Source organism: Bacillus sp. 7_6_55CFAA_CT2, from assembly GCF_000238655.1.
Classification (GTDB): domain Bacteria; phylum Bacillota; class Bacilli; order Bacillales; family Bacillaceae_G; genus Bacillus_A; species Bacillus_A cereus.
The window spans coordinates 1,440,104-1,454,608 of record NZ_JH414708.1 but is presented as its reverse complement, the minus strand read 5'-3'; the positions used below and the strand labels follow the sequence as shown (position 1 = coordinate 1,454,608).

Sequence of the window (14,505 nt, the reverse complement as noted above, 5' to 3'; positions counted from 1 at the left end):
ATTTTATTATTATAAATAATAAGGAACGACAAAATAGGTAATAAGATTCCACCTATTTTGTCTATATAGCAGAACAACGAAATTACAATTAATTACTTCAATGCAATGGGTTGTTGTTGTGTCACACAATGAATCATACCGCCGTTTTTATACAACTCTCTCACATCAATACCGACTACTTTACGATCTGGGTATAACTTCTGAATCGTATCGTTTGCGATTTTATCATTCGGATCATTATAATTAGGCACTAATACAACTGTATTTCCGATATAATAATTGATATACGACCCCTTATAATCGAGAGTTTTTCCATTTTCTAAAGCAACCTTTTCTTTACTAAGCGGCAAGTATTCATACTTATATTTCTGTCCTGAAGCATTTTTTGCATCTAACAATGTATCCATATCTTTATTAGATAAACCCCATTCGGCTAGGTCATCTTCTTTCATCGTTACAATGGTAGATTTATTATGGAATTTAGCAAATCCATCAATATGAAAGTCCGTAATATCTAAATTAGGTACTCCGTCTAACCAAATAAAGTTTGATACCCCAAGGTCACTTATATATTTTTCAATTTCCTTTTCTGATAAATCAGGATTTCTATTTTTATTCGTTACTGCACTTCGAGTTAATAAAGCAGTCCCATTGCTGTCTAATTCAATTGCACCGCCTTCAAGGACAAATCCCCCCCAATCAACTCTTTCAATTCCTGATTGTTTACTAACATTCTTACGTATTTGAGCATCATTTTTATACGGTGTTTTCTTCCCCCAACCATTAAATGCTGGATCTAATATTTTGAGATTTTTATTGCTGTCATAAACAAAAATTGGTCCACTGTCCCTTGCCCATACATCATCAGTAGGCGCGATAAAGAAATCAATCTTCTCCATATTTAGCCCTTCATCTGTTAAAAGGTTATTGATTCTTTCTTTTTCTTCCTGGTCATATGCAACAATGTGGACTTTCTCACCCTCAGTTAAAGCACTTGCCATCTTAACCCAAATAGGTTCAACTTCCTTCTTATACTCTTCACCATATGTGTATTCATGTGGCCATTGCAGCCATGTACCTTCATGTTTATCTTTTTCATCTGGCATCGTATATTTCCCAGCATTTTTCTGTACCTCTACTTTTTCCCCTTCTTTCCCTTTAACATTTTCATTGTTACCCTCAAAAGAGCATCCACTAATAATCGTTGTAGATAATGTAGCTATTAAACAAAACTTTATTGCTTTTTTCATTTTTTCAACCTCCTGTTCTTGTCTTCAATAATGTAAAGCTTCACATAGTGTGAAGCTCAAGCTTTTTTATCAATGTAAAAATTACCAATTTTTCTTTGCATTACTTAACATTTAACTACCTATTTAGATTTATTCATATACAAATCACCTTTCTTACCTATTTATCCCGCTATTTATGGGCAGTAAGACCCCCCACCTCAAAATTCAGCGGAAGCAAAGAAGTTAGGTGAGGGCCCTGCTGCCCGTAAAAGCCAGATTGATGAGGGCTTCTACTCAGTGGGGGATGAACAAAGCCTCTCCACTGATTAAAGTTTCACTTTATTCAGTAAGTAAAACTTTACAAAATAAAAAAATCGGTATTGATAATTACATATCAATACCGATTTTTATTAATTATTTTCCTTCTATTAAATCATTCGCCATTTTCCTGAATTCTTGATTAAATGCATCATTCATACCATTTTGGACGTTAGAAAATAATATGACAAACGTTCGTTTATCCCAGTTAAAATTATTAAATGTGTTCCAGCCAGCTAATACACCGTGGTTATGATAATAATCTGGGTAAATATAGAAACTAAATCCATATTTTCTTGCAGGTGATGCAGAAAACATATCTGATACACTTTGTTTAGAAAGTAGTTTACCATCCATAATAGCTTCATCTAACTTTTTCATATCTTCAACAGTCGTATACATTTCACCACAACCATACAGCCAGTTCATTTTTAAGCGAGGCGTGGCTATTAACTTATTATCTTTTTTCGTATACCCTTCTGCTAAGAAAATATCTTCTGGGAATGTTGCGCCCATTCCAGATTCATTCATTCCAACAGGAGTCAAAATATTTTCTTTCACATATTCAGCAAGTGGTTTATTTGATATTTTTTCTACAATATATGCAAGCACCATATAATTATAATCTGTATATTTCCATCCTGTCCCTGCTGGAAATTGTAACGTTTGTGCCCCAATCCACGTTACTAACTTTAACCGTGATGCTGCGTCAACACTACCTTGTCCCTGTTCTGGTAATCCAGACGTATGTGTTAACAAGTTTCGTAACGTAATATTTTTATCTGCTGGAAACGATGGGATATATTTATTTACATTGTCTTCAATGTTCAACTTCCCTTTTTCTTTTAGTTGCATAATAGATATTGCAACAACTGTTTTCGTAATAGAACCAATGCGATATTTCGTTCTTGGCGTTGTTAATACTTGATCTTTCACATTCGCATAACCGTAGCCTTTTCGTAAAATTACATGACCTTTACTTGCTACAAGAACACTCCCATTAAATCCTTTATCTTTTAAGTACTGATCTAGTTTTCCAGCTGCAATTTCATAACGCTTTTTCTCATTCGCATCAATTTCCTGCTTAACATCTTTTTGCTTACTATTTACATTAGAAAATGCCTTTGCATCATATTTTTTTCCTTTATTTGCATGTATTAGTGTAACAATACTTCCACAAAAAACTGCAAAAATAAAGAAAACGATTAACCATTTCTTTAACATACTAGGAACCCTCTTTTATCTAGTTTCACTTAACGTATACCCATTCTATTTTATATCTTTTAATTATCAAGTATATTATAATATTATTTAATATTCACTCTGTTAAAACTAGATTCCTTTTTCTCATTTTCAATTTTGACTACTCTCTATTGTATTTCTTTCTTGCAAAATTTCCAACATACAATCGGATGCATTACACTATAATTTCAAATTCTTTTGTAACATTTGTTACATACTAAAAAGAATGGAGATGTAATATGAAAAACACCGATAAACGCAATCGTTTAGATGATAAGATGTTTCATTATCGGATAACAAAAAATAACATGGTATTAATTGAATATTACGGAAAACAAATAACAACATTAAAAGGAAATGATGCTGAAAAATTTTTAAATAAAATAAATCATGCAAATAACGATAAAGAAAAACAGCTAATTATGGCTAAAATTACAGGTAATTTCAAAAGAGGTAATGAACGAAATTGAAAACGAATCTCATTTACATTTTGATTATACAACAAATAAAAAAAGAAATGTCGCTCATTCAACATTTCTTTAGACTTTCTTCATAAAAAATTTACATTGCTAACATTCCTTCATTTTCTATACTTCCTATATAAGCTAACCGCTGAAATAGTTAGTAATACAACTATGCATAACCACGCATACGTATATCCCTTCTTATCTACAATATAACCAAATAAAGCAGGCGCAGCAATAATGGCAATTTGATTTAATGTAAGTGCAAAACTCACTGTCATCCCTACCGATTCTTCACTTGCTGATTCGGCAACTTCAGTTATGAAAAGGCTAAACCATCCAATTGCAAAGAACCCTAACAATGCACTTACACCATACAATACATTCGTTATTGTATGTATGCTCATTACTAATATTAGAATGAAGAAAATAGAAATACAAACAGTTATAAATAAGAGGGTACGCCTATTCCCCTTATAAAATAAATCACTAGTAGCTGCTAATATAACCCTACCAACCATTCCAGAAAAGAACATAACGGAAAATACTTTTCCAGCTAAAATTGGCGTGATTGATTGTTCCAATACTAAAAATTTTATAAAGTGCGCAACTAACACCATTTGCAATGAAATCATACAAATGCCAGTTATATAAATTGCATATAACTCTTTTTTACACATCACTTCTTTTAACTGCATCCAAAAAGAAAGTTTACTACGTTCTTGTTTAACTTTCTCTTGAATATATGGTTCCTTATAAAATATAAAAAATAAAAACCCTCCAATTATACAAATACATGCAATACTATTTACCGCATAGGCCATATTATATTTTATTGTAAGAAACGGGATCAATACTCCCGCTAATGTACCACCAATCGGTATACCGGCTTGTCTAATCCCCATCGCTAACCCGCGATTTTCTTTTGAGAACCACTTCATTATCACCTTACTTCCTCCTGGCTGCGAAACACTATAAAACGTTCCTACTAATAAAAGTACAAAGAGTAACCCATTAAATCCATTGACCATATTAGTCAGTAAAAACGAACCTCCTAGTAAAAATGAACTTATCGAAATTAACAACTTTTCATTGTATTGATCAAGTAGCCGCCCGACAAAAAGCATACAAAATAGCGGTCCTATATTTACAACACTTACTAACAATCCAATCTCCGTATTCGTAAGTGCATATTCTTCTTTCCAAAATAAAGCAAACGCTCCAACACCATACGTTATAAGTGTCGCTGTTGTTTGAGCAACCGTCGCAAAAATTAACATAACCCACTTATAAGTACTATTCACCCTTTCTTCCATTAACACAATAATCCCTCCATCCCCTTCCATTGTATGAAAGTTCTGATATCATATAAAATAAAGATTTATCATGTAATTCATCAAAAAAAATGATACCTTTTCTGGAGGGATGATACTTGGATATAAAAGATTTAACTGTATTTTACGAAGTTGCGAAAGAAAAAAACATATCTCACGCAGCTAAAAATTTAAACTATGTACAGTCTGGCGTAACAATGCGTATGAAACAACTAGAAAACGAATTAGGTGTGCCTTTATTTTACCGAAACGGAAAAGGTGTAACTTTAACTTCTAACGGTGAGATTTTATTAACATACGCCAAACAAATTATCTACTTAATGGATCAATCTGTTAAAGCAGTTCAAAGTAATGGGATCGAACCAAGAGGCACTTTAAAAATTGGATGTACAGAATCTACAACCGCTGTAAGACTTCCATCTATATTAACGGCCTATTATGAGAAATACTCAAAAGTCGAATTGATTTTAGAATCAAATACGACGGAACAATTGATTAGGCTTGTACTAGAACGAAAACTGGACGGAGCGTTTATAGCTGGCTCTACTCAGCATGCTGAACTTCATACAAATATATTTCGTGAAGAAGAATTAGTTCTCATTAGCAAAAAGCCTTTATCTTCCTTTAAAGACATAGGAGACATGAATTTACTTGCATTTAGTCACGGGTGCTATTATAGAAATTTATTAGAAGGTTGGCTTCAAGAAGAAGGAATTTCACCTAAGCGAGTATTTGAGTTTGGAACAATTGAAGCGATACTCGCATGTGTAAAATCAGGTATGGGCATAGCAATTATGATGAAGTCTATTTTAAGTGGTCATAAACATGACGTATCATTCAACCCTTTACCAAATAGCTTCAAAAAAGTTCCTACTACTTTTATTACTAGAAAAGATATATATCACTCTGCTGCATTACAAAAATTTATGGAGATGACTCACAATGCGTGAAAAGAAAATACGTGGTATGAACCGAAAAACAAACACTATGATAAAGCGAATTGAGGAACATACAAAAACGTTCCCTTCTACTTTCTATAACGATGAATATTGGAATATGCTATTGCCAGTTTCGCAAGCTTTTATTGACTCTCGTAAAACACCTAGAAAAGTAAAACGGTTATGTATTCAAACCTTATTAAATCAAGCAAATCATTTAATAAATATGAAACCGAGCGATACACATACATATCGAGTTGTTGTTTTGATTTCTATAAATAATTTGTGGGATTCGCAAATCATTATATTTAAAAATGAGGACTACTTTCATAATTTCTTTAATAGAGATAGTGAATTTCAAAAATGGATTCTTCTTTCAAATGAAATTGATTTTTGGGAGACATGGGAAATGTCAGTTTGTCATTCCTTCAAAACGCTTCACTTTCAAGAAATTATTTATGATGCAGATGAATGCTATGAAAAAGAGATTCTGTTTATCGGAGAGTTAGATTAAAAAGGGTATACCTAAAACACTGGTATACCCTGTTCCACTTATTTTTCCTTTAATACACTATGTAATCGATCCGGATAATTTGTAAACATTCCTGTAGCACCCCATTTGATTAACAGTCTCATATCTGGTTTCTCATTAATTGTATAAGGGTGAATTAACAGTCCATTTTTCCTAGCCATTTTCATATAGGACTCATCAATAATTAGTTCCCCGTTATCATTACGTAAGTTTGGTCCAATACCAGCTGCATACTTTTTAATTTCTTGAAAATCATCATTTGTTACACTTTTCGGTTCATGTGTAATGCCAGACCATTCAACAATTTCATTGTTTTCATTTGGATAATACCAAAGCAATTGAACTAACGGAATATTTTCATTCATACTATGAATCTTTTTCAAACTATCTTTACTAAATGATTGAATCATAACACGGCTAGAAGACATGTTTTGGCCTACTAAATTATATTTTTGTAACAGCGCCAACAATTTCTCTTCCATTCCTGGATACACATCTGGTGATTTTGTTTCAATATAATACTTCATACTTCTTCCATACTTTTGGAAGATTTCTTCAAGAGTTGGAACCTTTTGCCCAACATACTCTTGCTTAGCCTTTTCTGGATACGCTTTATTAAACCATGATCCAGCATCTAAACTCTTTATTTCGCTTAACGTTTTATCGCGTACTTCGCCTGTTCCATTTGTAGTGCGATCAACTGCTGTATCATGCATTGCAATTAATTGGCCATCCTTTGTTAATTGAATATCTAACTCTAAATAATCCGCTTTCATTTTTTTAACTAAATCATAAGAAGCAAAAGTATGCTCAGGTGCATGTCCACTTGCTCCGCGATGTGCAATATTTAAAAGCTTATTCGTATTCCATTCATGCTTCCCTTCTGCTTTCGCATGAACAGCTCCCCCAACAAAGATACTTCCCGTCATAAAGAAAATAACTAAAATGCTAATAATCTTTCTCATCCTTCTAATCCTTCCTACGTTGCAAATTTCAACAAGCTAATGAGATTTACACGAAATAGAAGACACACTTTCATTATTTTTATAAACCTATATTAAAATTCCAATCTTACAAATGTTTTCTATATTATTAATATAGAAAACTAGTATTATCCTATTTAATTTCTATAGCCCTCCTTTTCACATGTAACTCTCTATTTTGTACGGTTCATTCAATAAAAAAAGCCATAAATTATTTAGAATACACTCCTGTGTCCCTAAATAAATTTATGGCTTTTCTCAAATATCTCCGGCCTCTATTAACTTGTCGAATTTAATCATATCAAACCTATTGAAATTTGTGAATATTTTTTTCAGTACAGTGAAGCACATAAAACAATATTTCTGTAGTTACTCAAAAATCACATAATAAATTTCTCATTACCTCTTCCAATACTATATCTGGATTTACTACCGTTTTTTCCGAACGCCATCCGATAAAGCCATCTGGTCTAATTAATACAGCACCTCCATTCTCTATACCATATAATTTGCTAAAAATATCTTCTGGAGCAACAAAGTCCCCACTTAAGCCAACACGATACCCTTTTAGATGTATTCCTAATTTAGCTGAAACAGCATGTGCTGCCTCAGCCCAAGAACTATTTTCTACTCCTGTAAGTAATACAAAACTGTTACCGAATAAGTCTAATGTAGAAACTTTCTTCTCTTCATACGTTCCCCATAAATGTGGCGCTCGCGTTCCAGGTCTTCCGTTCAACTCTATGCTATCCATTCTATGTGGAGTGACTGAATCATCTATAATCGCCTCTGAACAATACTGATATCCAACTGTAACAGCTAAACCATCCATATTATTCAAACTGCCTTCCTCTCTATTCGCAGCACGAAACAGTAAACTACTTGCATAAGCTGTCGTTAATTTTGCAACAGAGTGTCTCTCCTCATGATATGTTTCTAACAATTTTGGTTTTGCCTTCCCTTTTATAACAGCCGCTAATTTCCAAGCTAAGTTATGCGCATCTTGTATTCCTGTATTTGAACCAAATCCTCCTGTTGGCGGCATAATATGTGCTGAATCTCCAACTAAAAAGGTTCGATTCCCTTGAAATTTCACCGCTGTACTTTCGGCCGCTTCCCACGGTAAAAAACTTAATATTTTTGATTCAACATTTGTACTTCCAATTGCTATTTGAATAATTTGTTTACAACGTTCTATAGTGAAGTCCTCTAGCCCCTCTCCTTTTAATGGATCGTAGGCTACATGATAAATCCATTTTTTTACGTTATCAACCGGGATAAGTGCACCAAGAACCTCCGGATGAAGTACCATCGAAAAACCGAATGCGTCTCCTTGTATAAACTCTCTTAAATCTGCTTCAAAATAAATATTCATATAATAGCCACCAATGGTTCCACGACCCTCAGTTTTAATCCCTAACTGCTCACGTATTTTACTTTTCGCTCCATCCGCTGCAATTACATAGTCACAATGTATGACACTTTCTTTGTCTGTTTCACGATTTCGAAGCTTTGCTTTTACCCCGTTTTCACTTTGTTCAAATGAAACTAATTCATGATAAAAAGATAGTTGCCCGCCTAGCGTTTTTGCTTCTTGTAACATCATCTCTTCTAAAATAATTTGATAACACGCAGTTTGTTTTGATGGACTAATCTTTTCTATTTTTTGAAGTAACTCTTCATCGTTTCTGTATTGCGTCGCTCTCATTTGTTCCAATTCTTCTTTATTCGCTTCAGCTATTGTATGAACCGCTATTCTTCCTCGGCAGTTCTCTAATGCTTTACCTGCCAATTTAATTCTTTGTTCCAAACCTAATTCTCGAAATAACTCCATTGTACGTAAAGTAAGACCACCTGCTTTCGGATGAATGGCAGTAGACGGATGCCTTTCAATAAGTAAGTACTCAATGTTATGTTTTGCAAGAAATAACGCAGACGCTAACCCAGATAATCCCCCTCCAACAATTAAAACTGGTACATAATTCGATTTCATATATTTACCCTCCACATCATTGTTCTGAGCTCAGTGACATAAATATAATCAAAAAAACATTAAAATATAGACTTATATTTCATTTTGAATTATCATATAGATAGATTGCGCCCCAAAATTCCTTTTACCTTTTCATACATCTATAATCCACCTGAATTGTGTCTGTATGAAAGTGTAAAACAAAAGAATGTACTTTACGTTGAACCATGTTCTATCGTAAAAATCAAAAATAATACAAACATTATAAGCGGTCGTAACCTTATGGATTATACAAGGTTACGACCGCTTATTTTATTGTTACATCATTTTTTGTTTTTAAAACTTCATCTATTGTGTTATGTAATCCTTCCAATCCCTTTTCTATCTCCCTATAATTTTCAACAATAAAAAATTCATTCGTCTCGATTTTCTTTCTCAATATTGCACCTCATGCAACAATCATGTAGCATTACCGTATCGAAGTAATGGTTCATCATCTTAAACCTTTCGACTAATTACCTGGAGGCAAAGTGATTGAAATGAATAAACAAAAACAATTAAATATTATAAAAAAAGATTTTATTGATTCTCAAAAAGTATTATTGGCAATTGGTGATGAAACACGTCAAGCTATTTTATTAGTGCTAATGGAAACGGAATGTCAAACAGGATTACGTGTAGGAGAAATCACGAAGCAAACACACCTTTCCCGTCCAGCAGTATCACATCACCTTAAGATTTTACGAGAAGCTGGCATTATTTTAATGAGAAAAGAAGGTACAAAGAATTTTTATTATATTGATATACGTACAAAATTAGGTTTATTAAAAAATCTTGTATTAGATATTGAGAAGCTATTGCAAAACTTTTATTAAAACTTGGAGGTATAAGATATGAAAGCAATGATAATTGATAGATATGGAAAAGTCCCAATGCGTATGGCAGAGGTACCTACTCCTGAAATTAATGAGTATGAAGTGCTCGCAGAAATTCATGCAGCTAGTATTAACCCAATTGATTTTAAAATACGTGATGGAAAAGTTAAAATGTTACTGAAATATGAAATGCCTCTAATCCTTGGGAATGACTTTTCCGGTGTCATCACGAAGGTTGGATCAAAAGTGACTCATTTTAAAGTCGGTGATGAAATATATGCTCGTCCAAGAAAAAATAAGATTGGTACTTTCGCGGAGTATATAGCCATTCATGAAGATGATATTGCTTTAAAACCAAAAAATCTAAGTTTTGAGGAAGCGGCTTCGATTCCACTCGTTGGCTTAACTTCCTATCAAGCTTTACATGACATCATGCAATTACAAAAAGGACAAAAGATTTTAATTCACGCTGGATCGGGTGGTGTTGGTACTTTCGCAATTCAGTTAGCAAAAATAATGGGTGCTACTGTTACAACGACTGCTAGTGAAGCTGGTACAAATTTAGTAACGTCTCTTGGCGCAGATGAAATTATTAATTACAAAACAGAAAAATTTGAAGATATACTAAAAAATTATGATGCGGTATTTGATACAATCGGCGGTGCAACACTTGAGAAATCATTCAATATTATAAAAAGCGGAGGAAACATTGTTTCCGTTTCAGGTATGCCGAATGCTCGCTTCGGTAAAGAATTTGGTTCAGGCTTCTTTAAAACTCTCTTATTTTCATTAGCCAGCAAAAAACTTACTGCACTTGAAAAAAAGCATAATGCTCAATATTCATTTTTATTTATGAAGCCAAGCGGGGATCAATTACGTACTATTGCAAACTATATTGAAGCCGGAAAAATCAAACCGGTAATCGATCGAGTTTTCCCTTTTGAAGATGCGCAAAAAGCAATGGAATATTCAGAGTCTGGAAGAGCAAAAGGAAAAATAATTGTAAAAATTAAATAATAATAAAACCTCCATTTTCTTAAAATGGAGGTTTTAAATTTGCTGTTAAATAGACATAGTGCAATGAAGTCCTTACAATAGATTGCAAGGGGAAATATTATATTATACTTTTAGTTAACTTTACAAAGAATACATACGTACAAATACATAACTTAAAATACAAAAAGGAGGAGATACAATGACTAAAAATAATGAAACAGGTTGGAATTTAGATAATAGTTATACGACTTTACCACAATCATTTTATACAGAAATCCCCCCTACTCCCGTAAGTTCACCGGAGTTAGTTAAACTAAACCATTCATTAGCGATATCTCTTGGCTTGACCCCTGAAGAACTGAAAAAGGAAGCTGAAATTGCTATTTTCGCTGGTAATGCACTCCCAGAAGGAGCTCATCCATTAGCTCAAGCATATGCTGGTCATCAATTCGGACATTTTAATATGTTAGGCGACGGTCGTGCTCTTTTAATTGGCGAACAAATTACTCCTTCAGGTGAGCGTTTCGATATTCAACTGAAAGGTTCTGGCCCTACTCCCTATTCACGCCGAGGAGATGGCCGTGCTGCACTCGGTCCGATGCTACGTGAATATATTATTAGCGAAGCAATGTATGCACTCGATATTCCGACTACTCGCAGTTTAGCAGTTGTCACAACCGGTGAACCAACCTATCGTGAAACAAAGTTACCTGGAGCAATTTTAACTAGAGTAGCTAGTAGCCATATTCGCGTCGGTACATTTCAATATGCTGCAGCTCGTGGTTCAATAGAGGACCTGAAATCACTAGCTGACTATACGATAAAAAGGCATTACCCAGAAATTGAATCTCATGAAAACCGATATACTGCATTACTACAAGAAGTCATTAAAAGACAAGCCAGTCTTATCGCAAAATGGCAACTTGTTGGATTTATTCACGGCGTAATGAACACTGACAATATAACGATCAGTGGCGAAACAATTGATTACGGTCCTTGTGCATTTATGGACAATTACGACCAAGGAACTGTATTTAGCTCTATTGACACACAAGGTCGTTATGCATATGGAAATCAACCATATATGGCCGCATGGGATCTAGCACGACTAGCTGAATCTTTAATACCAATTCTGCACGAAGATGAAGAAGAAGCATTAAAAATCGCTCAAGACGAAATTTCGAAATTTAGCGTACAGTATGAAAAACAGTGGTTCCTTGGAATGAAAAAGAAATTAGGACTATTTAGCAACGAAGAACAAGATCACTCACTTATTGAGCAACTTTTAAAAATGATGGAGAAATATAAAGCAGATTATACAAATACATTCCGTTCATTAACTCTTGATGCTATCGAAAATACAGCTCTATTTGAAAGTCCTGAATTTAAAGAATGGTACAAACTGTGGCAATCTCGATTAGACAGACAAGAACAATCGAAAGAAAACGCCTACGAGATGATGAAAAATAATAACCCATCAATCATCCCGAGGAACCACCGTGTAGAAGAAGCACTAGAAGCAGCTGTTACAAATGACGACTATAGCGTAATGGAGAAACTTCTTGAAGCTTTATCAAATCCTTATGCGTATTCTACAGATCAAGAAGAATACTGCATTCCGCCTGCACCGACGAATCGCCCTTATCGTACTTTTTGTGGGACTTGATTAAAAATTTGTTTTTATTTTAACCCAAAATTTATTAAGTTAACTATTAATCACAAACTTAAAAGTTGCTTTCAATATTGAAAGCAACACATTTAGTATCCAACCTTAAACAAGTCACAAATTATAATTTGTGACTTGTTTAATTACCCACGTTCAATAGAAGGTTTGTTTTGCAGGCATCGTTGTATCTTCAGAGACAGCATATGGATTTTCATTAGGTTTTATAATTATAAACGTTCCACCATATCCACTGTGAGCTAATTTATTGCAAAGACCTTCTACCATAAAATCCCATAACTCCAGCTGCTATTCCCATTATAGATAATCCAAGTTTTTTCTTTATTTTAATGCTTCTTTTTCAAATATTCTCTTTTTTATTTCATAACTCATAAAAAAATACTTTTCTGCTTTTTCTATATTACCTACTTTATGAAACTCTAATGCCAGACTTTCAGTATATTCGTGAATATACTCCGATAAATTTTTTCTTTCAAAGTAAGAAAAACCTTCAAGAATAATTTTTTCTATTTTTTCTACCTCTAAATGCTGACAAAATCCCTTTAGAATTAAAAAGTGATATCTATATTCATCATTTTTTAATTCCTCACAAACCTTCAATCCACTTTCAATTAATTCCTTCGCTTTTTCTATTTCACCTAATTTATAATATTCTCTTGCCTCTAAAAAGATTGCCTTATAATGAGTAGGCATTTTTTTAGAAACCTCAGATAAGTGTCTAATTGCTAAAACTGAAAGATTTTGACTCGCATACAATAAACCTAAATTATGTCTGATTCTTAATACTAACATTTCTGCATCATTTTTTTGTAAAATGTTTATTGCTGACGCAATATATTCCTCACCTTTATCATGCTGCTTTAATTCCGAAAAAGATAATCCTAATATATTTTCGCACAGCGCTATGTTCACTTCATACCCTGCTTGTTTAACAAAGATATCTCTTGCCTTTGAAGCGTATTCAATAGCTGAATATGCGTAATGCAAGTGGTATTTTAATATAGCAACTCTATAATTAAACTCTGCATATTCAATTTCATCTGAAATATGCTCTAATAACCCTTCAGCTTTTTCAAAATAGTTGCTAGCTTCACTATAATTAGTAAGAATTGTATAATGAATGGCTTTGAATAAATAATAATAATAATAATTAGAATATTCATCATTTGGTTTAGGCAATGCATCTATTTTATCAAAAGCTTTTTTCAAATTACCTAAACCATCTATTAGCACTTTATATCGAAATTCTAACAGATAATAGTGAAATGAAACCTTTATATCTGATTCGATAATATAAAGCTTTTTATCGATCTCTTCTTTTAATTTTTTTGCTTCACTTATACGTTGAGCTCTAATATCTCGATACCAATCATTCAGCATCTTATTAATTAATTCATTGCCAGTGATTTGTATATTCATCAAATCCACTCTCCTTCTTTTAATTATCATAAAAATAACATAATTCGATTATTTATATCTATCTATATATATATTTCTCAACAATTGAACGAAATTCATTCACTGAATTTTGTTCAATATTTTAATAGACCCGCTGTAAATATGAATACTTTTTCTTATAACCTCTGAATATGAGTATCCTTAAAATCCGTCTCATATTTCAATCCATATCCAAACATTCGATCCATTCCAATATGTGCTGTCCATATTAAGCCAATCATTATAACGATATCCATCTTAAAATAGACACCTATTAGAACAATTAATATGGATATGATATATGTGTGACATACATTATATATTTTCGCACCAACGTGATTATTAATCCCATATGCTAACATTGATAGATCCGGCGCTAAAAGGAATACAAAAAATATAATCCAACTAAACTCATATATCGAATACATATAAATCGTGGCTAAAAATACAACCATTCCTTCAAAATGTACAATACGTTTTTGCATTATTTATCATTCCTAT

The 14,505-nt window shown here is 33.1% G+C and carries 15 protein-coding genes; 6 read left to right on the top strand and 9 right to left on the bottom strand.

The window, feature by feature from the left end:
* Positions 1 to 92 precede the first annotated feature (92 nt).
* Together HMPREF1014_RS07470 and HMPREF1014_RS07465 are read right to left on the bottom strand one after the other, a co-directional pair.
* Entirely contained in the window at positions 93 to 1,250 is a 1,158-nt protein-coding gene (locus HMPREF1014_RS07470) for an agmatine deiminase family protein (RefSeq protein ID WP_000709180.1), read from the bottom strand.
* Between the two features lie 393 nt (positions 1,251 to 1,643).
* Positions 1,644 to 2,771: a serine hydrolase domain-containing protein gene (locus HMPREF1014_RS07465; protein ID WP_000915194.1), complete on the bottom strand. Its 1,128-nt coding sequence runs from the start codon at positions 2,769 to 2,771 to the stop codon at positions 1,644 to 1,646.
* Positions 2,772 to 3,028: 257 nt separating this feature from the next.
* Here HMPREF1014_RS07465 and HMPREF1014_RS07460 point away from each other — a divergent pair, with 257 nt between their 5' ends.
* On the top strand, positions 3,029 to 3,259 hold the full coding sequence (locus HMPREF1014_RS07460) for a hypothetical protein (RefSeq protein WP_000798797.1): 231 nt from the start codon (positions 3,029 to 3,031) through the stop codon (positions 3,257 to 3,259).
* A 110-nt stretch (positions 3,260 to 3,369) separates the two neighbouring features.
* Here HMPREF1014_RS07460 and HMPREF1014_RS07455 read toward each other — a convergent pair whose 3' ends face one another.
* The gene (locus HMPREF1014_RS07455; RefSeq protein ID WP_002198050.1) at positions 3,370 to 4,599 is read right to left on the bottom strand and encodes an MFS transporter; all 1,230 of its coding nucleotides are present in this window, start codon (positions 4,597 to 4,599) and stop codon (positions 3,370 to 3,372) included.
* Positions 4,600 to 4,685: 86 nt separating this feature from the next.
* Here HMPREF1014_RS07455 and HMPREF1014_RS07450 point away from each other — a divergent pair, with 86 nt between their 5' ends.
* Together HMPREF1014_RS07450 and HMPREF1014_RS07445 are read left to right on the top strand one after the other, a co-directional pair.
* Positions 4,686 to 5,537 (top strand): LysR family transcriptional regulator, encoded by an 852-nt coding sequence (locus HMPREF1014_RS07450; RefSeq protein WP_000351695.1) that lies wholly within the window; start codon positions 4,686 to 4,688, stop codon positions 5,535 to 5,537.
* A complete protein-coding gene (locus HMPREF1014_RS07445) occupies positions 5,530 to 6,039 on the top strand; it encodes a DUF3916 domain-containing protein (RefSeq protein ID WP_001208348.1) in 510 nt (169 codons plus the stop codon). The genes HMPREF1014_RS07450 and HMPREF1014_RS07445 overlap by 8 nt, the downstream gene beginning before the upstream one ends.
* 38 nt (positions 6,040 to 6,077) lie before the next feature.
* Here the strand turns inward: HMPREF1014_RS07445 and HMPREF1014_RS07440 are convergent, their stop codons facing one another.
* The 3 genes from HMPREF1014_RS07440 to HMPREF1014_RS32040 all read right to left on the bottom strand — a co-directional run bounded on the left by HMPREF1014_RS07440 (position 6,078) and on the right by HMPREF1014_RS32040 (position 9,451).
* Positions 6,078 to 7,022, bottom strand: a complete 945-nt coding sequence (locus tag HMPREF1014_RS07440; RefSeq protein WP_001226315.1) for a glycerophosphodiester phosphodiesterase — start codon at positions 7,020 to 7,022, stop codon at positions 6,078 to 6,080.
* 391 nt (positions 7,023 to 7,413) lie between these two features.
* Complete coding sequence (locus HMPREF1014_RS07435; RefSeq protein ID WP_000841687.1) at positions 7,414 to 9,033, bottom strand: FAD-dependent oxidoreductase; 1,620 nt, start codon at positions 9,031 to 9,033, stop codon at positions 7,414 to 7,416.
* 286 nt (positions 9,034 to 9,319) lie between these two features.
* On the bottom strand, positions 9,320 to 9,451 hold the full coding sequence (locus HMPREF1014_RS32040; RefSeq protein ID WP_001227549.1) for a hypothetical protein: 132 nt from the start codon (positions 9,449 to 9,451) through the stop codon (positions 9,320 to 9,322).
* Between the two features lie 91 nt (positions 9,452 to 9,542).
* Here HMPREF1014_RS32040 and HMPREF1014_RS07425 point away from each other — a divergent pair, with 91 nt between their 5' ends.
* From HMPREF1014_RS07425 to HMPREF1014_RS07415, 3 genes are all read left to right on the top strand, one after another.
* Positions 9,543 to 9,887, top strand: coding sequence for an ArsR/SmtB family transcription factor (locus tag HMPREF1014_RS07425; protein ID WP_000571893.1), 345 nt, complete (start codon positions 9,543 to 9,545; stop codon positions 9,885 to 9,887).
* 18 nt (positions 9,888 to 9,905) lie between these two features.
* Entirely contained in the window at positions 9,906 to 10,904 is a 999-nt protein-coding gene (locus HMPREF1014_RS07420; protein ID WP_000646440.1) for an NADP-dependent oxidoreductase, read from the top strand.
* Positions 10,905 to 11,082: 178 nt separating this feature from the next.
* The gene (locus HMPREF1014_RS07415; RefSeq protein ID WP_000164918.1) at positions 11,083 to 12,549 is read left to right on the top strand and encodes a protein adenylyltransferase SelO; all 1,467 of its coding nucleotides are present in this window, start codon (positions 11,083 to 11,085) and stop codon (positions 12,547 to 12,549) included.
* 153 nt (positions 12,550 to 12,702) lie between these two features.
* On the opposite strand, the gene HMPREF1014_RS32035 is transcribed toward HMPREF1014_RS07415, so the two are convergent.
* The 3 genes from HMPREF1014_RS32035 to HMPREF1014_RS07400 all read right to left on the bottom strand — a co-directional run bounded on the left by HMPREF1014_RS32035 (position 12,703) and on the right by HMPREF1014_RS07400 (position 14,489).
* Entirely contained in the window at positions 12,703 to 12,834 is a 132-nt protein-coding gene (locus HMPREF1014_RS32035; RefSeq protein WP_000229164.1) for a hypothetical protein, read from the bottom strand.
* Between the two features lie 54 nt (positions 12,835 to 12,888).
* A complete protein-coding gene (locus HMPREF1014_RS07405) occupies positions 12,889 to 13,986 on the bottom strand; it encodes a response regulator aspartate phosphatase (protein WP_001025500.1) in 1,098 nt (365 codons plus the stop codon).
* 155 nt (positions 13,987 to 14,141) lie between these two features.
* Positions 14,142 to 14,489 carry a DUF4260 domain-containing protein gene (locus HMPREF1014_RS07400; protein WP_001172065.1) on the bottom strand — a complete coding sequence of 116 codons (348 nt, stop codon included), beginning with the start codon at positions 14,487 to 14,489 and terminating at the stop codon, positions 14,142 to 14,144.
* Positions 14,490 to 14,505 lie beyond the last annotated feature (16 nt).